17 protein-coding genes are annotated in these 25,221 nt (G+C 68.0%); 6 read left to right on the top strand and 11 right to left on the bottom strand.

What is annotated here, in order from left to right; translation table 11 throughout:
- Positions 1–86: 86 nt before the first annotated feature.
- Positions 87–3,764, top strand: coding sequence for a PIN domain-containing protein (locus H9640_RS13400; RefSeq protein WP_191791215.1), 3,678 nt, complete (start codon positions 87–89; stop codon positions 3,762–3,764).
- Between the two features lie 182 nt (positions 3,765–3,946).
- The gene (locus H9640_RS13395; protein WP_191791214.1) at positions 3,947–4,204 is read left to right on the top strand and encodes a hypothetical protein; all 258 of its coding nucleotides are present in this window, start codon (positions 3,947–3,949) and stop codon (positions 4,202–4,204) included.
- A gap of 400 nt (positions 4,205–4,604) precedes the next feature.
- Here H9640_RS13395 and H9640_RS13390 read toward each other — a convergent pair whose 3' ends face one another.
- The 9 genes from H9640_RS13390 to H9640_RS13350 all read right to left on the bottom strand — a co-directional run bounded on the left by H9640_RS13390 (position 4,605) and on the right by H9640_RS13350 (position 18,655).
- Positions 4,605–8,198 carry a YobI family P-loop NTPase gene (locus H9640_RS13390; protein WP_191791213.1) on the bottom strand — a complete coding sequence of 1,198 codons (3,594 nt, stop codon included), beginning with the start codon at positions 8,196–8,198 and terminating at the stop codon, positions 4,605–4,607.
- A 440-nt stretch (positions 8,199–8,638) separates the two neighbouring features.
- Positions 8,639–11,398, bottom strand: a complete 2,760-nt coding sequence (locus tag H9640_RS13385) for a DUF4365 domain-containing protein (protein ID WP_191791212.1) — start codon at positions 11,396–11,398, stop codon at positions 8,639–8,641.
- A 99-nt stretch (positions 11,399–11,497) separates the two neighbouring features.
- Positions 11,498–12,628 (bottom strand): hypothetical protein, encoded by a 1,131-nt coding sequence (locus H9640_RS13380; RefSeq protein WP_191791211.1) that lies wholly within the window; start codon positions 12,626–12,628, stop codon positions 11,498–11,500.
- Positions 12,629–12,719: 91 nt separating this feature from the next.
- Positions 12,720–13,187, bottom strand: a complete 468-nt coding sequence (locus H9640_RS13375) for a hypothetical protein (RefSeq protein ID WP_191791210.1) — start codon at positions 13,185–13,187, stop codon at positions 12,720–12,722.
- Positions 13,188–13,550: 363 nt separating this feature from the next.
- Positions 13,551–14,930 carry a DHA2 family efflux MFS transporter permease subunit gene (locus H9640_RS13370; RefSeq protein WP_191791209.1) on the bottom strand — a complete coding sequence of 460 codons (1,380 nt, stop codon included), beginning with the start codon at positions 14,928–14,930 and terminating at the stop codon, positions 13,551–13,553.
- Positions 14,927–15,445, bottom strand: a complete 519-nt coding sequence (locus H9640_RS13365; protein WP_191791208.1) for a PadR family transcriptional regulator — start codon at positions 15,443–15,445, stop codon at positions 14,927–14,929. The genes H9640_RS13370 and H9640_RS13365 overlap by 4 nt, the downstream gene beginning before the upstream one ends.
- 332 nt (positions 15,446–15,777) lie before the next feature.
- Complete coding sequence (locus H9640_RS13360) at positions 15,778–16,566, bottom strand: carboxymuconolactone decarboxylase family protein (RefSeq protein WP_191791207.1); 789 nt, start codon at positions 16,564–16,566, stop codon at positions 15,778–15,780.
- 72 nt (positions 16,567–16,638) lie between these two features.
- Positions 16,639–17,688 (bottom strand): zinc-dependent alcohol dehydrogenase family protein, encoded by a 1,050-nt coding sequence (locus H9640_RS13355; RefSeq protein ID WP_191791206.1) that lies wholly within the window; start codon positions 17,686–17,688, stop codon positions 16,639–16,641.
- 67 nt (positions 17,689–17,755) lie between these two features.
- Positions 17,756–18,655 carry an aldo/keto reductase gene (locus H9640_RS13350; RefSeq protein ID WP_191791205.1) on the bottom strand — a complete coding sequence of 300 codons (900 nt, stop codon included), beginning with the start codon at positions 18,653–18,655 and terminating at the stop codon, positions 17,756–17,758.
- 155 nt (positions 18,656–18,810) lie between these two features.
- Between H9640_RS13350 and H9640_RS13345 the strand changes: the two genes are divergently transcribed.
- Positions 18,811–19,761 carry a helix-turn-helix transcriptional regulator gene (locus tag H9640_RS13345; protein ID WP_191791204.1) on the top strand — a complete coding sequence of 317 codons (951 nt, stop codon included), beginning with the start codon at positions 18,811–18,813 and terminating at the stop codon, positions 19,759–19,761.
- Positions 19,761–20,162 (top strand): (R)-mandelonitrile lyase, encoded by a 402-nt coding sequence (locus H9640_RS13340; RefSeq protein ID WP_191791203.1) that lies wholly within the window; start codon positions 19,761–19,763, stop codon positions 20,160–20,162. The genes H9640_RS13345 and H9640_RS13340 overlap by 1 nt, the downstream gene beginning before the upstream one ends.
- Before the next feature lie 86 nt (positions 20,163–20,248).
- Here the strand turns inward: H9640_RS13340 and H9640_RS13335 are convergent, their stop codons facing one another.
- Together H9640_RS13335 and H9640_RS13330 are read right to left on the bottom strand one after the other, a co-directional pair.
- Positions 20,249–20,479: a hypothetical protein gene (locus H9640_RS13335; RefSeq protein ID WP_191791202.1), complete on the bottom strand. Its 231-nt coding sequence runs from the start codon at positions 20,477–20,479 to the stop codon at positions 20,249–20,251.
- A gap of 211 nt (positions 20,480–20,690) precedes the next feature.
- The gene (locus H9640_RS13330; RefSeq protein WP_225227182.1) at positions 20,691–22,424 is read right to left on the bottom strand and encodes a carbohydrate-binding protein; all 1,734 of its coding nucleotides are present in this window, start codon (positions 22,422–22,424) and stop codon (positions 20,691–20,693) included.
- Between the two features lie 161 nt (positions 22,425–22,585).
- Here H9640_RS13330 and H9640_RS13325 point away from each other — a divergent pair, with 161 nt between their 5' ends.
- Both H9640_RS13325 and H9640_RS13320 read left to right on the top strand, forming a co-directional pair.
- Positions 22,586–23,329 carry a DUF305 domain-containing protein gene (locus H9640_RS13325; RefSeq protein ID WP_191791201.1) on the top strand — a complete coding sequence of 248 codons (744 nt, stop codon included), beginning with the start codon at positions 22,586–22,588 and terminating at the stop codon, positions 23,327–23,329.
- A gap of 172 nt (positions 23,330–23,501) precedes the next feature.
- On the top strand, positions 23,502–25,088 hold the full coding sequence (locus H9640_RS13320; RefSeq protein ID WP_191791200.1) for an MDR family MFS transporter: 1,587 nt from the start codon (positions 23,502–23,504) through the stop codon (positions 25,086–25,088).
- Positions 25,089–25,221 lie beyond the last annotated feature (133 nt).

The raw sequence follows: 25,221 nt of genomic DNA, 5'->3' as shown, positions 1-25,221 counted from the left end.
CCTCCCGGGCACAGCATTCGACCTCCAGTGCGATGTCGGACCCGTGCTGAAGGATGGTCACAGCGTCACGTCGAAAGGGGCTCACCATGGATCCGTTCTCTCTGCTGGTCGCGGCCGCGCCCGGGGCCGCCAAGGGCGTCGGCAGCGTCGTGGGGAAGCAGGTCGCGAAGTACCTCGGGAAACGCACTCAGCGCATCCGAGTCGCACGTGCGGTATCCAAACTGGCCGCAAATGAGGGCATCGCCGTCAGCCGGCGGCAGTTGAACGAGTGGCTGAAGGCTGACGACGTACGCCTCGGCATCGCAGCCGGAGACCGAGACTCTCTCCGTGATTGTGCGCACCGGCTGACGTTCGCGACCGTGCCGGCCGGCGCGAACCTCGACCACGCAGCCGCTCGGGTTCTCCAGCTGGTGCTCGACGAGTCGCTGCGGCGAATGTCGCCCGGGGACGCTGAGGTGGTGTCGACGCGTCGCGTCGAGCACGCGATCCACGGCCTCGAGGAGCGCACCCTGCTTGCCTCGGGCGGCGACCAGACCGCCTTCCGGCTCGCACTCGGCAAACTCCATCCCTGGCGGGCGACCGAAGCTGGGGAGCTCGCAGAACGCTGGACCGGTCTTCGGACGCTGGTCATTACGCTGGTCGGCAGCCGGGAGCGACGGTCGCTACTGCAGCACTGGAGCGCCGAACCGCCGCACGGCCTAGCCGATGCACCTGCGGAGGTGTGGTGCTGGTTCGCCTGTGTCGCAGCCGACTACGGGGCCAGTGAAGCAGCGGTCACCCTAATTGCCCGGGGCGTCGAGCACGGAGCTGACCCGTCCTACTGGTGGGCGCGAGCCGGCCTGGTTGTCGGCACCGGCACGCCGGAAGACACCGCTCGAGCGCAGGCGCTGTGGAGAAGGTCGGTGCCGAAACATCCGTTTGCGGCCGCCGGTGCGGCAATCGCCGTAGAGGACTACGTAACCGCAGGAGTAGTGCTCGATGACTGGAAGCCCGAGACGCCCAACGATCGCTCGATCAAGGCGATCCTGCAGATGGCCGCTGCGGCTGGGCGGGAAGACCTGAACCGAGCGATCGCGATCGGCCTCGAGGGGGCGAAAACGCATCCTGAAGGAAGTGGCAACGTCCTGCGCACGGCGGAAGCCCTGCTGACTCGCGGTCACCATGGGCCGAGCGACCACCCGCTGGATGACTTCGCACGTGCCTACGAGTTGGCCATCGCGGCGCGAGACTCCCGACGCAGTTGGCTCGGTGACAGCGTTGCACCGATCTTGACCGCTGTGAAGGCCTCCGCGCTGGCCACCGACATCGACGGTGCCTGGAGGCTTACCCAGGAAGCACCTGAAGGCACTGCACTTGCGCACGAGGCCCGTGACAACCGGCTTCGTCGAGAGTCTGCAATCCTCGCCGCGACCATGGGCCGCCTCGAGCCCGCCCAGATCATCGCCCGAGCGCTCGGAGACCCGTTCGTTACCCACACCGTCGAGGGCTGGGCAGCGCTTATTGACGACGACCCCGAGCGGGCTGAGGCAGCGTGGCTGAACGCATGGGCCAGCGCTCCTGACGACTCGGCACGGCTACAGACTGCCTCGTCGTTGGCGCCACTCGGGCGGAGTCTGCCAGACCTCGACTCGCTGCCGGAGGGCAACAGCCAAGCGATTCAAAGGATCCGTACGGTTCACGAGGTCATGAGCGCCCCGGACTCCGACATGTCCCTGCTGCGGGCTCGAGCCTCGAGTTCTGAAGAACTGACCGTTGTTCTATCCGAGCGCCTCGCCGCCCAGGACAAGTTGGTCGACGCCGCCGGAGTGCTCGAAGCCGGTGCAAATCGCTGGAACCACGCCCTGATGATGAAGATGGCCGCGTCGCGGTACATGGTGGCCGGCTCCTACCAGAAGGCGCACGACGCTGCTGCGGCCGCTCTGTCCATGGGCGGCCAGGCGTGGGCTGGCCGACTCGAGTGCTTGTCCATCCAATTCGACGCCCTCGAGTCCCTCGGCGAGTTCCAACGTTCGCTACCGCTCGCCCGAGAGATGGCCGTCATGGCTCCGGCGAACCTTACGATCCGTTGGGCCTTGGTCCACAGCCTGGTCCGCGCCGGAGGGATTCCCGAAGCCTGGGCAGCGCTGACCTACAACGGGAGGGCCGCAGAGCCCCGCGACGTCGGAGATGCCCGGACCTGGATCGGGCTCGCCGCCGAGTGCGACGACAGCGTCGAGTTCGTCCAGCGTTCGCTGGAGATGATGAGCAGATGGAAGGACGAGCCCGACCTGGCCGGCGTCTTCCTCTTCCAGATCTACTCAGGACTCCGGCGCCACGAACGCAAGATCGCCGAGGCCGACATCGCTGAGCTTCACAAGGCAACCAACGAGTTCACGGAAGCGCATCCCGACAACACAGTCTTCAGGAAGGTCACCCTCGACGAGAACGACCTCCTGGGATCGCTCACCGATCTCCTGAAAGAGAGTGCGACTGAACACCCGGCGCTGAAGGACATCCGCGAGCGCGCCGAACGCGGCGAGCTGCCCCTGGGATTCCTTTCCGAGTGCTACCGCCGCCCCTACGTCGAAGCCTCCATCAAGCGCGGCGCCGGGCTGGTCTTTAGCCACCACCCGCCGACCGCGAACGCCGCAGCTGCAGCAGCCGCTCTCGGCACCAGTGTCGTCATCGACGGCACCGCCGCCGTGACCCTCAGCCTCCTGGAACCGGGCATCGTCGACCAGCTCCTCGGCTCTTTCCTGACCATCGAGACCACCGACTCGGCCTACCGAGACGCACTTGCCTCGCAGCAAGGCCTCAACATGCTCTCGACCACGACACTCGGATGGGACGCGGAGAATCAGCGCCCGCTCCTGACCGAGACCGACGAGGCGGAGGCGGAAGCCCTTTCACAGAGAGCAGACCGCGTCATTGAGTTGCTCTCCAGGTCAGTGCGCCGAGGCTGGCCCGGCCTCAAACGGTTCGCAGAGTTCGCCGGTGAAGGTACCTGGCTCAGTGCCCTCGACTTCGCCCTCTCCGAAGAGCGGGCATTCTGGTGCGACGACCGCTCCCTGCGCCAAATCGCAGCATCCGAAGGAGCTCAGACCTTCGGAACCGTCGACCTCGTCGCTGCGCTGGTCGCTGCCGGCAAGATCACACCGGATGTCGCCGCGGCCGTGCACGCCACCCTGATCACCGGGTTCCATGTCGACATCGACTTCGACCCTGCCGTCATGGAACTCGCCGCCGAGATCGACGGCTGGCAGCCAAGAGGTGCAGCGCTTGCACTCTCCCGCGCCCACTCCTGGCGCGTACCGGCCGACTGCCTGCGCTTCGCCACCGACGCGATGGGACGCGTTGCGACCGACTCGCCAGCAGCACTCGCCAGCTGGACCTGGGCAGCGGCCGTCGGGCTGGTCCGCATCACCGACGGCAACATCGAGGGCGCCTCGGAGAACATCCGCAAACTCCTGAGCTACCTGACCGCACAGCCCTGGCTTCGGCCTGACACCCTCGTGTTCGTCATGCAGGGTATCCGCGCGGCTACGACCGAGCTGCCCGGTACGACCGACCCGCTGCGGGCTGTCATCGAGCGGATCTTCGTCGTCATCAGCGAGAAGCACGGCGCATCGCAAGCAGCCGAGATTGTCCTGATGCTCGTCGCCAATCTCGACGAGTCGGACCGCCTCACAGCAGCCGAGGCCATCCTCACGTCGGGCGACCTGGGGCCAGTACTCGCGCAGATCTCCTCCACCTCTCGAGACGCACAGAGCCGAGGACACCGGTGATGGCTTGCTGGAACGTAGGACGACCCTGTGATCCCGCGCGTCGGTGATGAGCGCTTCGACGCTCGTACTCGCTTGTGCGATCGACATCTTGATCTGAACACTCGCCCGCGGACCGGCGGCCGTGCATCGAGACCGGGCGGTACGGGTCGCCCAACACGGACCTCAACCGCAAGGAGCTGACGATGCGCCTGACCGCCCAAGTAATCCAGCAGCTGCTCGACCAGAACAGCGGCTACACGGACTCGACGTTGTACAGCGGCCGGAACAGCAGCGAGGAGCGCTACTACGAGATCCGTGGCGGCGAACTGCACGTGCGCTCTGTTGGCAAGACGTCGTGGGCAGACAGCCGGTACGAGAACGAGTTTGTCGCCGATACTGAACAGACGAGGCGGTTCCTGCGCGATCGCCTTCTCGTGCTGGACACGACCGGATTGGACTGAGCGCGCCGCCCCGGTTCCGCTACGGCAGGCGTGCGGCGTCGCGCCGGTACATGACCGCGTGCTCGAGCAGGTATCTCGTGACGGGTTCAGTGGAGACTCGGAACTGACGCGTCGACGGCAGTCGGCGCGGGGTTGTGACGGTAGTAGCGCGGCCGCGTCAGACTCGAGGTCACCGCTAGACATAGTGCGATCCTGGCCGGCTCTAGCAGGTAGGTCAATACTGTGCGGCAGCGGCACGGTTGGGGTTCGCCCAAGCGCGCAGCTGCCTCCGTTGACCGGTACGGGAACCCCTTATCGAGGGCCAAGACAGACCTATTTCGGCCGCCAAGGCGAAGGCCGCACTCGGAGCCGTCGCTCGCTGGAATGCCGACATTGACAAGATCTGGAGTGCGTGCGCGACCTAGTCGTGCTGCCAAATGATGATGTGCCCTCTGCTGTCCCTCCGAGACTTCTTGATGACGCTCGCATCCTTGAGGCGTTCGATGATGCTCGCGTGCGCATCGTCGTCGGGCACTTGTACCTTGCGGCCGTCACGTTCGCACAGCTCTGCGTACGACCCGCCGAGAGCGCGTAGGTGCGGGACTAGCGTGTCGCCCGCGAGGTCCGACCTGTGGAGGAGGCGAACCATCAGGGAGGCAGGGATGCCGCCCTCCAGGAGCCCGAGCTGCGCTCCGTCGAGCGTTAGCCCATGGCTCAGGCAGTACTCAGCGACTGCGACACAAGCGTCGCCCGTGGCGCCGACAAGATATTCGCCCAAGTTGGCGACGACGGTGCTCTTGATCGTGTCATCGACCTCGTCGTCGTTCATCAGAGCGGCGATACGCTCTTCGGTCACCACGGCCGGTGACATGAAGGTCGCGAACTGGGCGGAGACCGCGACGGCTGAGGCGAAGGCGACAGGGTCGGAGGTGACGGACGGGGCGAACGTCGCCGCGGTGTCCTCGACGAGGCCATACTCGAGCAGCAATCTCAGCATGGTTGTGGGTTCATCCAGGATTTCCTCAGCGGTCAGGTGCCGGGCGAACGGTGCATCCGACACGAGGGCGACCCGCGTCGCCGGGTCCGGAATGGCTTGGCGCGCCTTGATGATGGCGACCACCACGGTCGTAGATGTGGCGGACGTGTCCCAATCGACGACCGGTCCCGATGTCTCCAGCAGAGTCGCCAGCGGAGCGTCGACAGGCTGGTCTTCGAGGTAGGCGCTTAGGTTGGCGACGCTCGGGGTAAAGCGTCCGTGCTTGGCCAGGTGGGGCCACGTGCTCGGCGGCGCCTCCGTCACGTCTTCGAGTACGCATTCCTGGTTGGCGCGCGCCACTACCGATTCGATGAGCGCAGCCTCGTGGTCACCCACCGAGTGCAGGACATCGGCGAACGCCTCGGGGTCGTCGACGGTCGGCATCGTCCCGATCGCGTCCAGGTAGTCGTCCAGGTGGTCCAAGACGGTCGCGTGCACGACGGGTTCTTCGGCAGCGAGCTGGTCCAGGCTCAGCGACGCCAGCCCTGTGGGCCGGGCGCTGCTCGAGGTGGCACGGGCGAGGTTCGACGCGGTGATCGGGTAGGAACCCGCCTTCTTGATCGGGGCCAGTGCCGCGTCTGCGACCGGTCCGAGGTCATCGAAGACGGCACCGGTTTCCAGCGCGAGCTGGCCGGCGCGCGTGCTCGCCGTGGTGCCGCAGATGGAGGCCAGCTCGGTGTAGTTGTCCTCGACGAACCGTCGCGCGCTGGGACCGAGGCTGTAGGCGAGGTCGTCGCTCCACGATGTGAGTACCGCGTCGACCATGTCGCGTTGGCGGGCGAGGTCGACATGTGCGTCCTCGGTCAGGTAAGCCATGATGTCGGGCCAAATTGGGGCGAGGGTCTCGACGAACGCGCCGGGGTGCTCTCCGTGCTCGGTGTAGGCGGCGAGCAGCTGAACTTCCTCCGTTCCCATCCGCGGGATGTTCGCGATCACTGCGCGGGCCCGGTGCGGGTCTGAGGCGAGCAGATGGTCGAGCAGCGTGACGTTGTAGGCGCCGACGTCCTCGAGCGCGTTCGGTCGGTCGTTCAGCACGGCTTTGACGTCGGCACCGGTCAGCGTGTACATCAGGTCTGGGACGCCCCGGTCGATGTTCCGCTGGACGAACCTCATTGCGTTGCGCGAGATCTGCTCGGCGTAGAACGGGGCGATGTCAAGGCTGAAGTACTCATCCAGGTAGCCGTGCTTTACCAGGTCGGCGGCGAGGTCCGACCCGAGGATGCGTCTGGTCGCCTGTGCGAAGGTCTCTCCTGACCTGGTCGGTGTGCGCGGCTCCCGGCAAAGCCGTTCCCAGGTCGCGCCAGTGAGCATGGTGACGGTCCGTTCGAGGGTCTTGAGCTCGCGCTCCATCTGGGGCCGCGCCTCCGCCTCCCAGCGCTCGGTGGTCAGAGGCTCGTCCAGCAACTGCCCCACGAGTTGTGGTGTCAGCGGCCACGACGATCCGTTGGACACGGCCATCGACGCGTTGCTTTGTCCTGCGGCGAGATCGCGCCAGAAATCCGTCGACGTGAGGAGCTCCCGCGGCGCAGTACGGCCGTACGGCGGCACGGTGATCTGCGCGCTGAGTTCGCGCAGAATCAGGTGCAGTCTGTTCCCGAGCGCCTCGCTGCGGTGCACCGCGGCATCTTGGTTTTCGACCGCGGTGCGCAGCTCCTGGATGCGCTTCGTCCGCTCCTCGACGTTGTAGGTCACCAGGTCTCGGCCGAGCCGGTAGAGATCGTCGAGGTTGCTGGTGCCGAACCGGATCCTCTCGAAGTCCTGCAGGTGGACGTTCTTATAGACGACGACGGCTAGCAGGCCGTTCGCGTCGAGGTCGGGAACGGCGCGCGGCCCGTCGATGAGGTGGTGGTGGAACACCTTGAACTCGTTGCGGACGTTGGTCACGAGCCGCATGTCGGCGATGTGCCGGGCCACAATGTCCAGCAGACGGTCGCTGACGCCGTACCCGTCCTTCCGGAAAGCCTTCGTCATGACGTCCCGTGCGTTCTCCCGGGTGATGAACGGGACGAGCGGGATGACGATGTCAAAAAACTTGGTCCGGTTCGCTCTCTGGACGTCCTGCCTGGCGACGTCTGACTGCCTGTTCGTCGGGCTGTTGTTGTCCTCGGGGTTGGCATCACTGCTACTCGTAGGCTCCAGGAGGTCGTCCTCGAGTTTCTGGAACAGCGAGTCGCGCATCGCATACACGAACCGCACCGGCCTGGCGGCCAACTGCGGCGCCGAGTTGAGCAGGGTGTTCAGGGAACGCAGCGTCTCGAAAATGCCTGTGTCGTCGAACCTGTCGATGTCTTCGAAGACCACGAGGTTGTACTCGGTGACCTCGAAGAAGTAGACGATCTCGTCGAGGTACTCGTCGAAGTAGGTAGTGGGCGTCGTCCGCGACAGCTTGATGTTCGCCGGGCCGGCAACCACCTGGTCGACGGACACGCGGCCGCGCATCAGTCGTCGGACGACGTAGGTGACGGCGCCGATGAGGAGGAACGTGACGACGAACGCAATCGTTGGGTTGGGGAACCCGTGCGTGACCTGCGAGGCGATGCTCCACCCGAACGTCACGGCCATGGCTCCCATGGCCCCGACGAGCATAGCCAGCAGCAGGCCGTCTCTCCAGCGCCCGCGCGAGGTTCGGTCGAAGCGAGAGCGCGGCGCCTTCGCAGGCTCGACCGTATAGAGAATCTGCTTGACGACCTCCTTCTGGATCTGGTTCGTCAGGTCCACGTCCGGGTCCAGGCCCATGCTCGACAGCGAGACGTTCAGTGTCTTGTGCTTCTGGGTCTTCGCGAGCTCGACGAGGACGCTGCTCTTGCCGGTGCCGTAGGCACCTGTCAGCGCGACGTTTCGGACCTCCGCCCGGTCAAGCGCGACACCGAGGAGGTCGAGGTAGATCTCGTGGTGCTCTGGCTCGTACCTCGGGGTCAAAAGGTCAAGCTCGAACGGGAGCGGTCGAGCCGTGTCGAGGTCGCGTTCTCGCTGGGGCATGCAGTGATGCTATTCGGCTGTGTCTACAACTCCTCGGGCGGCGCGCACGCTGCCGTTGGTTGTGGCCGGCGACTCAAGCACGACGAGCTACAGTTGAAACAGCTGACAGCCGGTGTCGTGGCGCAGCGCACCCCTTGACCTGACGATCACGTGACTGCTGACTCAGGCTCGAAGGCGCATTGCGCCTGACCGGTGGTGAATGCACGCAACATCGCACCCCAGTCCTTGCAGGTGGGCTGGGATTGTCGTCAATGTTTGGGAGCACGAAGATCCGACTGAGGCTGCCGGCTGCTTGTCTGCGGTGGTCTGGCAGCGCGGGCGGTGGCAGTCTTCGGCCCGCCTCCAACGTTGATTGGGCATCCGAAGCAACCGAGATGGAGCCTGAGCAAGGAGCGCGGCAAGCGGGTCGGAAGTACGTCCAGTCTGGCCTCTGGATCACCTTAGTTCGGATACTCGGCCGGGATCTCTGCTCGCTCGGCGAGCGCCGTGCGCGCCGCGGCGCGCACGGTAGCTGATCGGTGCGAGAGGAGCTCTGCGGCAAGTTGTCGCGTGGGTTCGCTCGGTTCGTCTGACCACTGGCCCACGATGTACCGGGCGATCAAGGTGCCTTCGTCGGCAAGAAGCCCGCGGATCGCGTCGAGTCCGGGCACCAGTGCGACGTCGTTCTCGACCCAGCGGCTCAACGCGGCCGCAGCAGTGGCCCGTGTCCGGGGGACGATGTCTCCCGCGAGTACCGTAAGGGCGCTCAGGTCGGCTGGGTCGGCGCGCCGCGCGAGGTTATGGATCAGGCCCCGGCGTACGGCGCCATCTTGATTAGCAATCCAGCGCGAACTCAGAAGTGCGCCGGGTCGCAGCGAATCTAGGGCGGCCACTGCGGCAGGAGCGACGTCTCGATCGAACAGAGGCAGCCGAACACGTCGGCGCTTCACCAGGTCGTCGAGTGCCTCGCAGATCTCGGTCCGTGCCGATTCGGCAATCCGCTCACTACACCACTGAATGGTCACGAGAGTGGCTTCGAGCATCGGAGAGCTGGCGCGTGGCTCACGCAGTAGTTCGAGGATCGGTGACCAGTCGCCCTGGTCCGGAAACTGCGTATTGAGCAGCACGAGTACCCGGCCTGCGTCGATGCCCGTGCCCCTGGTATACATGCCTGAGCGGACTTGAGTTAGGCGGTCGCCGATCGCTGCGGCCGCCGCGGTGATCAAGGGAGCGGCGGTGTCGGCAGGTACGTTGGCGATGGGGCCGACCCAGGTCAACGCCTTGAGGTCACCAGCGCGAAGACGGCTCGCGTTCTTACTGCGAGTTGCTGGATCGCGACGCACCCGAAGCGGCATCAGGGCGTCGACGAACTCCCAGTTATCGCCAGAGCGCGCGAGGAGCGTTGCGGCGTCGTCGTCATCCCACTCTTCAACCGGGATCGCGGCGAGCACGGCTGCCCACTCGTGCGCGGAGCCCTGATCGACCAAGGCGGGGCACGAGACGATCCGAGCACGGATCTGTGCACGGATCGTGGGGGAGACGACGTCGATGAGCTCTCTCAGGAGCTCTGCTTGCTTGTACTCGACGATGAACGAGGGACGGACGCGTTCGATCCATGTCGCGAGGTCGGCATCGGCCGAGAGGGCCCAGCGAGCCGCGGCGTCGGCCGCGGACGAGGTGAGGACATCGGCGCCGCGGGCGAGGAGCTCGATTGCGGACCGCGCGTCGGTGTGAGTGACGTCCGCGAGGTTTAGGGTATCGGCGGCGATTGTGATGGCGTCCGCAGGTCCCGCTTCAAGAAGATGGGAGATGGCACGCTTGACCGCTTTGGTATCGCCGGCGCGGACCAGGTCGGTCAGGCACTGCGCGGCATGGTCGGTGTCGCGGGTGCCGTCCATGAGGTCCGCTCGCGCGATCAGAGAGGTGGTGTGGCACCACGCGTCATGGTGTGCCGTGAAGCCTGCGGTTAGCGATGCGCCGCGGAGGCGGTGAGTACCGGTGTCCCGTGAGAATCGAACTTCGCCGTCGTCCTGCCAGCGGCGAAACGAGTCGTCGAAGATCGAGCCCAGCCCCCAGGACATCATTTGCGCACGCCACCAGGACGCCTCGTTGTCGCCGGCGCTGATTGTCGATCCCACGTCGCCCTTGTAGAGGTCGGACGCGCGAAAGACTAGGGCCGCGGCACTGCCCGCGATCGCGGCGGCGGTGACGTCCTCCGGCCACTGGGCGGGCAGTGCGTAGGTTCCGACGGCGGCCTCGATGGCCCGGGACGGGTCGCCGACCTCGGCGAGGCTGCGGGCACGGTGGACCATCAACCAGGCGTGGTCGATCGGCCCGTACTCATCGGAGGTTAGCGTGTCGTCCAGAGCCGCGAGCGCTTCCTTGTACTTGCCGCTCTCGGTGAGGACGGCGGCTGCTACCGCGCTTGCGGCAGCTCGCTCGTGCGGCTGCTTCGCGCCTTCGAGGGCGGCATGGATGAGTTCGTCTCGTCCTTCCGTCACGTAGTCCAATAGCGCGAAGAAAAGCTCCCACCCCCACCCGGAACGACGAGCGTCGGACTCGACGAGGCCGTACCGGTCCATCTCGCCGAAGCGGCCCGATGTCAGGAGTGCGACCGCCTGAGTCGGTGATATCTCCCCGACTCGAGCATTCGGATGTGGCGCGACCAGGCGCGGAGCGAGCAACGAGTAGCGGAGCTCGTGCTCCGGAGCGAGATCCGGTGCGCCCGCCCAGGCAGAACCTGACCAGCGCGGCTGGGGGCGTACCGCCGCGGCGATCTTCGTCAGCGCGGCCAGGGCCGTGGCGTCGAGAAGCTGGTCCTCCGCGATGAAGAGCTTTCCGCGCTTCGTCGTCCTGACAACGGACGGCGCGTCGACGCGCGCCCAGTACGCCCGGCTGGTCTCAGGGTTGCGGAGGACGACGACGTGCGGGACGGAGTGATGCAGCCAATACTCAAAGTGCTCGCGGCTATCGCGGAACCACCACCCTGGCTGCCCGCCGACGGTTGCGGGCTCGGCGAACCAGGAGTCGCCGTTCTTGACCTGCATCCCGAGCATGAGGCCGAGGTCAAACCGGCGCGCATCTCTTGGAGAGACCCAGAGGTCGGTGCCGATGTCGTGCTCCTGCGGGTGAGGCACGACGGCCCAGCCGTACTCCTCTAGGGCTGCGGTGATGTAGCTAGCGCCGGAGGTTCCGGCTGGGCTCGTGGCACCGGCTCGCAAAGCGGGCTCCTTTCACTTGCCGCGGGCACCGTGGCGGGCTCGCGAGCGCTGGACGTACACGCGCGGACCACCGCGCCGCACCCTGGACTCCGCCAGGTCCTACCTCGTAGACGTGTCGGACTCCTCGTCAGCAACGACCGATCCGTACACGGCGGGTCCCTTGAAGCTGAGGGTGCGTTCGTCGCCCACTCGTCGCAGGACGATGGCAGGCAATCGGGTCGGCTCGGTGACTGGAAGTCGCAGTCCAGTGACGTGTCGACCCTTCAGGACCGCGGAGGGTTGGGGCAGCTTCGTCAAGTCCGGGAACGGAACGACCTGCAACGGCACCCCAGTACGGGCACGATGTTCAAAGGCGGCCGTGTGCATCGCGGCTCTCAGGACTTCGTTCAAGACCGTTGCCTCGGCGAGCAACGAGGCAGCGTCGAGGATGATCCAGACCTGATCCGAGCCCTTGGAGTACACGGTGCCGCGCTTTGTCGGCTTCGCCGTGAGGATCTTCATCACGGGTCGGTCCACCAGATCGAGTGAGCGTCCCGCCGTGCCGTCGACGGCGCTCAGCGGGACTCTGGCGGGGTCCGGAAGGGGGCTGGCAACCAGAGTGACTCGTTCGTCGTCTACATGTCGGATCGCCATGCCGTGTTTGGACTTGTTGTTGCCTGAGGCCAACGGCAGGTCGTCGCGGGTGAGGAGGATACAAGCGTGATTGATCCACTCGTTGGTAAGACGCAGTGCGTCGTTCACTGCCGAGACGTTCGGGTTTGCCAGGACATCAGCCAGGAACATCAACTCGGCAAACACTGGCCGGTCTGTGCGTGACAGACCGGCTCGCATCGACTCGACGGCGTCGGCGACTGGCGTCGGTCCAGTCGCGACTGTGAACCACAGGCTCTCTTTGCCTGCCTCGGTGTCGATCAGCGCGACACGTGCCTCGAGGAATCGCACCAGCGTCTCTGCCACGTGTTGGCGCAGCGCGAACGCATCGACAGCAACCTGTAGCTGCCGGTCGCGCTCCGGAGTGTCCGCGAGGTCCTCCGGCGTGGCGCTCAGCAGACGTGCGACCTGGGCGCCGAGTCCGGAGGAGAAGTCCGCACCCGTAGGGGCGTCGTGCCAAGCGATGAGTGCGTCGATGCGGGACGAGAAGTACCCCGTGACGTCGCCGGCGAGGTACTCGGCGTCCAGCTCCAGCACCTGCTCGGGCGTCGGGACGGGCCCGCTGGGCTGTGGGAGCATCCATATCTCCGATCGTCATCGACGGCGCGCGACCGCAATCCAGACGCGCGGGGCAGTTCCACGTCACCACAGGCGTTCCGCTCGCTCTGCGCTAGTCAGTCTGGCGTGGAACACGGCGAAGGACCGCTGAGACCTCTTCGACAAGTGCCTTGACGTCGTCTGCGGTTGTGAGGGCCTTCTCCAGGCTGAACTTACCCTTCTTCGTCACTAGGCGAACGCGCGACGGCTTCCACTCGCCGGACGTCCTTTCTAGTGCCCACCCACTGTGGATCATGTCGTTGCGCCTGGGTCGGAGGGCGTCGACGTCGCGATACCAGGCCGCGATCTCAGGTCCGTCTGACAGCTCTGTGAGGTGCTCAGCAAGCCAGCTGCCCTTCATGAAGATCTTGACTGATGGCTGGTCATTGATCAGGAGGTGGACCGCTGCTGGGTCAACGCCGAGCAACTCCGCGAGCAGTTTCGAGGCCAGGAACTCGATCTTGCTCCACTGGGTGACGAGGCGACCAAGCTGTGCCTCGATCTCGCGGTACTCGGCCGACCCCGCTTCGTTCTCGTTCACGACAGCATCTCAGCATGAGCAACCACCTGGACGCTAGCTCGGTCCGGACGGTGCCGGCGAGGCATACCGTGCAACCTACTTTTCGCAGCCTGATCGACACGCCCGAGATCGCGCAAAGCACAGCGGCGTGTCCGCGCAGTCTGCGCTGCACGTCAACATTTGTCGAGATGCAACCAACTTTGTACGTTCCTCCGTCTGTCTTTTACTGCCATCATCGGAGCCTCTGAAGGTAGTGCTGGCGCACGTACGGGCGGGCTGAGGTCCCCGATGTCGCGGCTGGGTCTCATCGATAGCGAACGCCACAGGCACCCGCTGCCTGAGGGCGTCCACGGTCTCCCCAGGTGATGATCTGCTTCGACGAGCTCATGCGCGGGGCAACGACCGGGCCAGGACGGCCGCTGCGAGTGCGAGCGCTACGAGCACCGCTCCCACCTGGTGGAACGCGGCGAGTGCCGCACCGCTGTCTGCGCCCGTCGCGACCATCGAGCCGAGGATGCCTACTCCGACCGCACCGCCGAGCCGCTGGGTGATGTTGTACAGGGTGTTGCCGTCGGCAAGGTCGTTCTCGCCGAGTGGCGCGAGGAAGGCGGCGAGCAGCGGCGTCGTGACGAATCCCGCGGCGAGGGCGCGGCCGCACAGCATGATCGCGGTGACCCACAACGGTGTGTCGTGCGTGAGCAGCAGCATCACGCCACTTGACACGGCGAGCGCGGCGAACCCGAACGTCACCAGTGTTCGCAGTGGGATGTGTGTCGAGATGCGCTGACCTAGTGCGGTTCCCAGCCCCATGACGATGCCCTGGGGGATCAGGGCGAGCCCCGTGGCGAGAGCGGTGTGCCCTTGCACCTGCTGGGTGAACACCGGTATCAGGAACACGGTTCCGAAGGCGATGACCGAGGCGAGCACCTGGAGCACCAGCGCGAGGAGCGACTGACTGCTACGGACGACGTCGAGGCGTACCGGCGGGTCCTTTCGCCGGGACGCGGTTCTGACGTACGCGGCGAGCAGCCCGATCCCTGCGACGACCAGCGTCAGCGGTGCGGGACTGCCCCATCCGCTGGCGGAGCCGCGCGTGGCCCCGAGGAGCGTGGTCACCAGGCCGGCCGACAGCACGAGGAACCCGATCGCGTCGAACCGGGCCTCTGCCCTGGCCCGCGTTCCGAGGTGGCGCAGGCGCGATGCGAGAAGCAGTCCGGCCGCGCCCACCGGTACGTTGACCAGGAAGACCCACCGCCACCCTCCGGCGCCGATCAGAAGGCCACCGAGCGACGGTCCGAGGGCGGGAGCAAGGAACAGCACCACGGCGGCCGAGACGGGGACCTTGCCACCGCTCAGGCCGTCCTTGCCCATCAGGATGCTCAATGCCAGCGGGACCAGGGGAGCGCCGACAAAGCCCTGCACGACCCGAGCGGTGACGAGCAGCTCGATGCTCGGGGCCACGGCGCACACGGCGGAGGTGGCGACGAACAGCGCCATGCTGACCAGGTAGACACGCATCGTGCCGAAGCGGCGTGAGGCGTACGCGGTCAGTGCCAGTCCTACGGCGAGGGACAGCAGATAGCCGGAGACGACCCAGTGGACCGTGTCGAGCCCGGCGCGGAGGTCTTGGGCGATGTCCGGGACCGCGACGTTGACGATGCTCGAGTCGAGCATGCTGAGGGAAGGGCCGATGAGCAGTCCGTAGCGTGCGGCTCGGCCGATCCTCGTGGCACCGGGGCGTGTGTCCGCGCCGTCGACGGTCACGACCGTTCCGCTTCGTTGCGCAGGTCGTCGAGCCAGCGCAGCTCCTGGGAGAGGCGATCGACCAGCTGTTCCTGCGCGCGGCGCCGCCATGGCAGGGCCGGGTCCCGCGGGGCCTCGGCCAGGAGGCCCTGTACCTGAGCGAGCGCGTGCTCGACGATCTGCCGTCGCACTCCCAGGACGCCGAGGCGCGACGGTACCGGGAGCTCGTCGAAGAAGCTGACGCGGAGCAAGAACTCCTCGTCGTCGCTCGCCAGCTCGCGCGGCAGTGTGGACACGAGGTCGTGAAGCATGCCGCGCCCGGTCTCGGTGATGGCGTAGACGTTGCGCGCCGGGCGCCCTTCCTGCTGCTCGACAGACTTGGTCACCGCGCCGTCGCGCTCCAGCTGCTTGAGGGCCGGGTAGAGCGAGTTGTTGTTGACCGGCGCGATCGACGGGCGCCGTATCCGGCTCTTGAGCTCGTAGCCGTGGGCCGGGCCGTTCCGCAGGACGCTCAGGGCGTAGATCTTGATCGTCATTCGTCCAATCTAACCTAGGTTAGCCTGGACGGTGCACACGAACTGCTTCTCCATCCCAGGGCACCGCGCACCCCGTCTCGCGCAGCCACGCTGCTCCGACACCGACGGACGGACCGACGAACCCGGAACAGCGCCGGGTTGTAGGCGATCCCGCGGACGTCGGCGGCGACGGTGCAGCCGAGGACGAGCAGCACGCGCCGAAGAGCAGGGTCGCCACCTCGGGGCTGGCGGCAGCGCTCGGATCGGCAGGTGGGCGGGCCGGCTCGACGCGCAGCGCTCATGATGCTGCTCCTTCGTGGTCAGGGGCCATGTCGGCGGTCCTGCACGTCCCCTCAGGATCGACGGTGCGGCGGCGCCTCGCCTGCTCGGGCGGGGGCGTGCTCGTCCAGCGCGCGCAGCGCGTTGAGGGTGCGCGGGTAGCCCACGTAGGGCAGCAGCTGGGTGATGACGGCCAGCAGAGTGGCGCGGTCGTTCCCGACGTCGAGGTTGGCGCGGACGTGGCCGGCGACCTGGGGGTCCGCTCCTCCGAGGGCGATCAGCATGGCGAGGGTGAGCAGCTCGCGCGTGGGCACGTCGACCCCGTCGCGGGTGTAGTGGTCGCCGAAGCAGTTCGCGGACAGGTACCGCTGGATGTGCTGCTCGTCGGCCGGCGCGTTCGCGTACATCGCGTCGACGGCGTCCGCGCCGACGATCTGCTTCTGCACCGCGAGCCCGGCCTCCGAGCGGGTGTCCGGCGTCGTGGTCGACTGGCCGGGCAGCGGCAGGCTGACACCGCGCTCGGTCAGGAGCGCGTTCGTCGCGTGCAGGAAGTCGAGCACGCGACCCATGCCGACGTACGGCACCGCCTGGTACACGACCTCCTTGACCTCGACCGGCGTGACGCCGACGGTCAGCGCGGCGCCGGCCATCACGCGGAACTCGTGCAGGGCACCGCAGGCGATGAGCGCGGCGAGCTGGACCATGAGCCTGGTGCGCACCGGCAGGGGAGCGTCGCGCTGCACCTCGTCGAACGCGAAGTTGTCGAAGTACTCGACGAGCTCCGGGTCGGTCCTTGCGAGCGTCGAGACGTGGTCGGGGAACAGTTCGTCGTGGTAGGCGCGTGCGGACGGTGTGGGGGCCATGACCACTCCTCGGGGCGGGGTCGGGGACACGGAAGGGAAGGGGGTGGGCGCCCGGGCGCCCCCCCCCGGTGGTCAGGGCCGCAGGGCGACCTTGAGGGACTCGCGGGAGTCCATGAGGCGGTAGGCCTCGGCGACGTCCTCGAGCGGCAGGGTCGCGTCGAAGACTCTGCCCGGGTCGATCTCCCCGGCGAGGACCTGGGCGATCGCGGCCTCCTGGTATGCCCGCACCGGGGCGGGGCCGCCGGCGAGGCGTGCGTTCTTCCCGAACAGGGACCCGAACCCGACGGGGGCGTCCTCGTACTGGGGGACGCCGACGCGGGAGATGATCCCGCCGGGGCGGACGACGCCGTAGGCCTGCTCGTAGGCGGGCATGTGGCCCACGGCTTCGAGCACGGCGTGCGAGCCTTCGCCTCCGGTGAGGTCCATGACCTTGCCGATGCCCTCGGCGCCACGCTCAGCGACGACGTCGGTCGCGCCGAACTCACGCCCCAGGTCGGTGCGCGCGGCGTGCCGGCCCATGAGGATGATCCGCTCGGCGCCGAGCTGCTTGGCGGCGAGCACGGCGGACAGCCCGACGGCTCCGTCACCGATCACGGTGACGATCTGGCCGGGCTGCACCTGTGCCATGTGCGCTGCGTGGTAGCCGGTGAGGTACACGTCGGACAGGGTGAGCAGGGAGTTCAGCAGTCCCTCGTCGGCGGTCGCCGGGTCGACGTCGGGGACGACGACGAGGCTGCCGTCGGCCAGCGGGATGCGGGCGAGCTCGGCCTGGAGGCCACCGGTCTCGCGGGAGCCGTACCATCCGCCGTGCACGCAGGAGGTCTGGAAGCCCTCCCGGCAGAACACGCACGTGTTGTCGGAGAACGCGAACGGGGCGATGACGAAGTCGCCCTTCTGGACGTTCGTCACGGCGCTGCCGGTCTCCTCGACGACGCCGATGAGCTCGTGGCCCATCGGGTTGCCCTGGGTCGAGCCACGCATGGAGTGGTAGGGGTGCAGGTCCGAACCGCAGACGCAGGCCCGCACGACGCGCACGATGGCGTCGGTGGGCTGCTGGAGGACGGGGTCGGGGACGGTCTCGATGCGGACGTCTCCGGCGCCGTACATGAGTGTTGCTCGCATGAGGTGGTGCCTCTCGGTGGTGCGGGGATGGATCGGGTGTGGCGGTCGCCGTCGGCGGTGCTGGTGCTCAGGCTTCGGGGATCTCGCGGCCGAAGGTCTCGAGCGTGATGTCGGCGGGGTCGGGACCGCCGCGGACGCCCGTGTCCAGGCCGTCGATCGCGGCCAGCTCGTCGCCCGTGAGCTCGAAGTCGGTGACGGCGAAGTTCTCGGCGATGCGCGCGGGGGTGACGGACTTGGGGATCGCGGAGCGGCCCTGCTGCAGGTGCCAGCGCAGCATCACCTGCGCGGGCGTCCTGCCGTGCGCGGTGGCGATCCGGCCGATCGTCGGGTCCTCGAGCGTGCTGCGACGCTCCTCGCCGTAGCCGGGGTAGAACGTGATGCCGCCGATCGGCGACCACGCCTGCGTGAGGATGCGGTGCTCGGCGTGCAGCTCCTGGAGGCCCTTCTGCTGGAAGTAGGGGTGGACCTCGATCTGGTTGACGGCCGGGACCACCGTGGTGGCCTCGAGGAGCGAGGTCAGGTGCTCGGGCATGAAGTTGCTGACGCCGATCGCACGGACCTTGCCGTCGGCGAGCAGCGTCTCCAGCGCTCGGTAGGCCTCGATCGTCAGGTCGAACCGGCTCGGCAGCGCCTGGTGCAGGATCAGCAGGTCGATGGTCTCGATGCCGAGCTTGCCAGCGGACTTGTCGAACGCGTGCAGCGTCGCGTCGTAGCCGTAGTCGCTGATCCAGACCTTCGTCTCGACGAAGATCTCGTCGCGCTCGAGACCGGATCCGGCGATCGCGCGTCCGACCTCGCGCTCGTTGCCGTAGGCGGCGGCGGTGTCGATGTGCCGGTAGCCGGTACGCAGCGCCTCGGTGACCACGTCGACGGTCTCCTGCGGGGGCGTCTGGAAGACGCCGTACCCGAGGGCGGGCATCTCGGTGCCGTCGTTCAGTATCAGAGTGGGGATCGGGTTCGTCGTCATGCCTTTCACGCTAGGAGGTTTCCGCCGGATGAGGCAGGTCCTGCTGGTACCCCGCTCGGACGTCACGACGTCGCGGCGCCGGTCCGCGCCAGCAGGGAGCCCCAGGTACCAGCAGAACCTCCCAGAAGCAGGGCGTCGGCCGTACCGTCGAAGGCATGGACCTGAAGGCCGAGACCCGCGAGTTCCTCACCAGCCGCCGGGCGCGCATCACCCCCGAGCGCGCAGGCCTGCCCGCTTACGGTGGCAACCGGCGTGTGCCGGGCCTGCGCCGTGAGGAGGTCGCGATGCTCGCGGGCGTGAGCGTCGACTACTACACGCGGCTCGAGCGCGGGAACCTGGGCGGTGTGTCCGAGGAGGTCCTCGAGGCCGTGTCCCAGGCGCTGCAGCTCGACGAGGCCGAGCGCCACCACCTGTTCGATCTCGCCCGCGCGGCGAACCAGTCCGGGGCTGCCCGGTCACGCGCCAGGCGCACCTCTGCGCCCGTCCTCCGTCCGGTGGTCCAGCGGATCCTGGACTCGATGGAGGGCGCGCCGGCGTTCGTGCGCAACGGTCGGCTCGACGTGCTCGGGGCGAACACGCTGGGGCGGGCCCTGTACTCGCCCATGTACGAGTCGCCCGAGCGGATCGCGAAGAGGCCGGTCAACAGTGCCCGGTTCCAGTTCCTCGACGCGGAGGCGGCACGGGCATTCTGGGGGGACCGGTACGACCGCATCGCGCACGACGCGGTCGCGATCCTGCGGGCCGAGGCGGGCAAGAACCCGTACGACACGGCCCTCACCGGACTGGTCGGGGAGCTCTCCACACGCAGCGAGGACTTCCGCCGGCTGTGGGCGTCGCACGACGTGCGGCTGCACCGCACGGGCACCAAGGTGTTCCACCACCCCGCAGTGGGCACGCTCGAGCTCGACTACGAGGCCCTCGAGCTGCCCGCCGACTCCGGACTGCAGCTCAACGTCTACACCGCGGTCCCCGGCTCCCCGTCCGACGACGGGCTCAAGCTCCTCGCGTCCTGGGCCGCGACCCGCGAGCAGGAGGAACGCCCCGCCCCGTCCCAGTCCCCGTCCCAGTCCCCGTCCCAGTCCACGCTTCGAGGAGAAGAACGCTGATGCGTACCCTGCCGCAGACCCCCACGACGAAGAACCCGCCCGAGCAGTTCACCGGCGACGTCTGGCTCGACATGATCGTCAGCCCGCAGGACGACGACCAACGCACCGTCGTCGGACGCGTTCGCTTCGCCCCCGGTGCACGCACCGCCTGGCACGTCCACGCCCGCGGTCAGTTCCTCCATGTCGTCTCCGGTGTCGCGCTGGTCGGTACCAGGGACGGCGCGGTCGTCCGGGCCCTGCCCGGCGAGACGGTGTACTGCCCTCCGGGTGAGCAGCACTGGCACGGCGCTGCACCTGACTCCTTCATGGAACACCTCGCGATCTCGGAGGGTGCCGACGACCCTGCCCGGAGCACGACCTGGCTCGAGCACGTCACCGACACCGAGTACGCCGCCCGATGAGCGAGGCGGTGACCGTCTCCGTGAGGGGTCCTCACGCTCGGCGGGGTGGCCGACCGGCTCTCGCCCGGGCGGCCCCTGGAGGGTGATCAGATGTTGAGGGCGTCGCCGACCGGGACCCGGCTGACCCTGATGAGCCAGAAGCCGAGGGCCCCGACAGGGACGGTGACCGCGAAGATCCCCCACGCCCCTCCTCGTCCCCCGTGCACGAGGTTCCAGATCGCGACCGCGGCGAACAGGGCGGTGAGGGCCACCCCGGCCACGAACAGGAGCGCACCGATCAGCGCGACGAAGGGTCGTTCCCTGGGCTGCTTGGCCATCCGTGCGGTCCCTCTCGGTCGTCGGGCCCGGTCACCTGCCCGCAGGACGGGCCTCGGGGCAGAGCGGGCACCTCACAGTAGTGGGTCTCCCGGTGGCCCGTGCCGCCCGTGCCGCCCGTGCCGCCACTGCCCGACGGCGCCGCTCACCTTTGAGGCGCGCGGCGCCGTCGGGCAGTGGCTCACCCGGGCCGCAGCCCGGGCGGGACGCAGGTCAGCCCTGCGGCGCCCACGGTCCCCAGCGGTCGCCGGGGGCCTGGTTCCTCGTCCACCACTTGGCGGTGTACGTGGTGCCGTCGTGCGTCACGGTGTCCCCCGAGGAGTAGACGCGGGTCGGCTTCCACGCCCCGACGCCCTTCGAGTCGACGCCTGCGATCTCCTCCCACGGGCCCCACGGGTCCCCGGGGGTCTGGCCCGAGGTCCACCACTGGGCCCGCCAGACGGCGCCGCCGTACGTGACGGTCGCTCCGCCCGCGTAGGCGGTCTTCTTCGACCACGCGGCCGGTTCGACGTACGTCGGCTGGGCCTGGGGGTTGAGCTCGTCCGTCAGGACCGACTTCGCGGCGTTGGTGACCGGGTCGTCGAGCAGCAGGACGTCGAGGCCCTTCTGGATGTCGTTCGAGATGATCGCGCCGTTGTACCAGTAGGCCGACCACGACCCGCCGAGGATCAGCTGGTCGGGCGACAGCGCGCCCCGGTCGAACCACGCGATCTCGACCGGGTTGGCCGAGTCCGTGAAGTCCCACACCGAGATCCCGCCCTGGTACCAGGCCTGGACCATGATGTCGCGGCCCGGGACGGGGATGAGCGAGCCGTTGTGCGCGACGCAGTTCTCGGTCGCGGCCTGCTCGCGCGGGATCTTGTAGTAGCTCTTGAACACGAGCTGTCCGTCGACGATGTCGTAGATCGCGTCCGCGCCCTTCTCGGGCCCGACCGTCGCGTTGCACGTGGGCGCGCCGCCGCCGCCGAGCTCGTCGGTGAAGACGACCTTGGTGCCCGCGTTGTTGAACGTCGCCGAGTGCCAGAACGCGAAGTTCGTCGTGTCCCGCACGACCTCGGTGACCACGGGGTGCGCACGGTCGGAGATGTCCATGAGGATGCCGTCGCCCATGCACGCGCCCGCCGCGATGTCCTTCGACGGGTAGGTCGTGATGTCGTGGCACCCGGACGTCGTGCTCGAGCCGTTGCCGCCCGGGTTGCCGCCGTCGGGGAAGAGGACGGGCGTCGAGACGAGCTCGGCCGACTCCGGGTCGTCGACCGGGATCTGCACGACGCTGATGAGGTCGTGCGGCGGCTTGCAGTCGGGGAACGCGGCGTTGGGAGAGTAGGACGAGACGTAGACGAACAGGTCCTTGCCGTCCTTCGACGGGGCGAGCGAGTTCGTGTGCGAGCCGCACTGGGTCTCGACGGCCGACACGTACCGGGGCGACGTCGGGTCGGAGATGTCGAAGACCTTCAGGCCCTCCCAGGACTCCTTGATCGTCGCGCTCTGGGCGACGTTGTCGCACGAGGCGTTGCTGCGCGAGGAGTCGGTGCTCAGGACGAGCAGGTCGCCGTAGACCGAGATGTCGTTCTGGGAGCCGGCGCAGACGACCTGCGCGACCTGCTGGGGGTTCGTCGGGTCCGCGACGTCGTAGACCGTGAACCCGCCGTAGTTGCCGGCGAAGGCGTAACGGCCCTGGAAGGCGAGGTCGCTGTTGTACTGGCCCTCGGGCGCGAAGGCCCCGTTCTTGGGGATGTTGGCGACGAGGGTGAGGTTAGGGCTGCCGGCGATCTCCCCGGGGGCCAGGACGTCGGTGGCCTGGGCGAGGGGAGCGAGGCGTTGCGCGGGAAGGGAGGACGGAGCCTGCTCGAGGAGCTCGGCCACCGCCTCCGGAGATCCGTCGGACGGTTCGGCGTACGCGCCCGACGCGACCGCGAGCGAGGAGACGGCGAGGGTTGCGGCCACGGACGAGGCGAGCAGTACCCGGTTCTTGCGCCTGTGCGTTCTTCGATGCACGAGGGAAACACCTCCTTGGTAGGGTTCTGCGCATTCTGACCGTCAAATGTGACATGCACCACTTAAACGGGATGGTTCCGGCGAGGTTTTACACGGAGGGAACAGAGCCGATGCGGAGTTTTCCCGCTGGAAACGCAGGGTGGGCGAGCGCCCCACGTCCGGGCGCCCGAACGCTGACCTGGGGGTTCGTCGTCGTCGGGCTGGCGCTCGGGGTCTCGGGGTGCACGGGCGAGGCGGCACCGACCTCGACGCCGTCGAGCGTCGTCGTCCAGCCAGGGCTGCCGGGGGAGGGGAACGCGACCGTCGCACCCGAGGACTTCGACGGCGCCCCGGCGGAGGGTTCCTGGAACCAGGCGGACGTCGGGTTCGTCGCGGGGATGATCGAGCACCACCTGCAGGCCCTCCAGATCGCCGCGCTCGCACCGGACCGCGCGGAGTCCGATTCCGTCCGCGCCTTCGCCGAGCGCGTCACCGCCGGGCAGGGACCGGAGATCCATGCGCTCGCGTCGTGGCTGCAGGCGCGCGACGTCGAGGTGCCCGAGGGGGCCGAGACCGCGGGCGGCACGGGCCCGCGCGTCCCCGACGGTGCGGACGGTGGGCACGGGACCCACGGCGAGGCCGCCGTCGGGATGCTCACCGACGAGCAGATGGCGGCGCTCGCGGCAGCGAGCGGGGCGGCGTTCGACCGGCTCTTCCTCGAGGGCATGATCGCGCACCACGAGGGCGCGCTCGACATGGTCGACGTCGTGCTCGTCGACGGTCAGGACCTGTTCGCGCACGAGATCGCCGCCGAGACGGCGTCGGGCCAGGGCGGCGAGATCGACCGCATGCGCGATCTCCTCGACGGGCTCTGAGCCCGGGGTAGCGGCAGTCCGTCAGGTGTTGCGCCCTCCGGGCCCCCGTACGACCATCGAGGGACGCGACGGACGAGCCTCTCGACCGGGGGCCGGCCGCATCCTCCGCACGCGAGTCCCGAGATCTCCCGACGGGCGCTGCCAGGTCCGGTGCGCCAGTGAGGAAACTGCGATGAGCGACGCCACGTCCCGTGCCACGACGACGAGCGAGCCGGAGATCGTGCTCTCCAAGGGCACCGTCTACGTGATCTTCAGCTCCCTGCTGGCCGCGATGTTCCTGTCCGCGCTGGACCAGTCGGTCGTGGGCACGGCGCTGCCGACCATCGTGGGGGACCTCGGCGCCGCGCAGGACGAGGGCTGGATCATCACGGCCTACCTGCTGGCGATCGCGATCGTGATGCCGATCTACGGCAAGATCGGCGACGTGCGCGGGCGACGCCTGCCCTTCCTGGTCGCGATCGCGATCTTCGTGGTGGGGTCGACCGGGTCCGCGCTGTCGGGCTCGTTCGTCGAGCTCGTGGTGTGGCGCTCGGTTCAAGGCCTGGGGGCCGGGGGCCTCGTGATCCTGAGCCAGGCGATCATCGCCGACATCGTCTCGGCCAGGGACCGCGGCAAGTACATGGGGCCCATGGGTGCGGTCTTCGGCATCGCGACGGTCGCCGGCCCGCTGCTGGGCGGCTGGTTCACCGAGGGCCCCGGGTGGCGCTGGTGCTTCTGGCTCAACGTGCCGATCGGGCTGACCGCGCTGGCGATCGCCTGGTTCAAGCTCCGGCTCCCGTCCCGGAGGCCGAGCCGCCGGTTCGACGTCGGCGGTGCGGTCCTGATGGCCGTCACGACCGCGGGCATCGTGCTCCTCACGAGCTGGAGCACGATCTCGAGCGACAAGAAGTACGACTGGAGCAGCCCCGCCCTCCTGACGGTGCTGGTCGTGGCGGTGCTCGCGCTCGTCGGGTTCCTCGTGGTCGAGACCAGGGCGGCCGACCCTCTCATCCCGCTGCACCTGTTCAAGAGCCCGACGTTCTCCGTGTCGGTCTCGATCGCCCTGGTGCTGGGCATGACGATGTTCGCGGCGCTGTCGTTCCTGCCGACCTTCCTGCAGATGGCGCAGGGCTACGGCGCTACGGAGTCCGGGCTGCTCATGCTGCCCATGACGGTCGGGCTGATGATCACGGCGATCGGCTCGGGCCTGCTGATCGCGCGCACGGGCCGGTACAAGATCTACCCGATCCTGGGGATGGGCATCGCGACGATCGGCCTGGTCCTGCTGACGCAGCTCACGGCCGACATCTCGATGGTGACCTTCGGCGCGATGATCTTCGTGCTCGGGTTCGGGCTGGGGCTCGTGCTGCAGACCATCGTCATCGCGGTGCAGAACTCGGTCGCCCCGGAGATGGTCGGGGTGGCGACGTCGACGAACAACTTCCTGCGGGAGATCGGTGCCGCGGTCGGCACGAGCGTGTTCTCGACCGTGTTCACCACGAGGCTCGCGACGAACCTGACCGACGCGGCCAAGGGCCTGCCCCCGAGCGACGTCCCGGCGAACTTCGGCCCGGACACCCTCACCCCGGAGGCGGTCAAGGGGCTGCCTGCCCAGCTGCACGACGTCGTCGTCACGGCGTACACCGACGCACTGGCCCCCGCGTTCTGGTACCTGGTCCCGCTCGGCGTGGTGGGGTTCGTCATCGCCTTCTTCATGAAGGAGATCAAGCTGTCGGACAAGGCGGGCCTGGTGGCCAGGGGAGCGGCCGTCGAGCGGTGAGCGGCGCCGTCGGGGCAGGGGGCCCGGGCGGGCGCGACGATCGACACCTCCCGCACCGGCCTCCAGTCTCCGAGTGCGCCCTCGCGAACGCGGTGGGAGCATCACGGAGGGTTCCAGAGACGGGCGGTGCGCG

Source organism: Oerskovia gallyi, assembly GCF_014836745.1.
GTDB classification, from domain to species: Bacteria; Actinomycetota; Actinomycetes; order Actinomycetales; family Cellulomonadaceae; genus Oerskovia; species Oerskovia paurometabola.
This window is presented reverse-complemented; position numbering and strand designations above follow the sequence as displayed.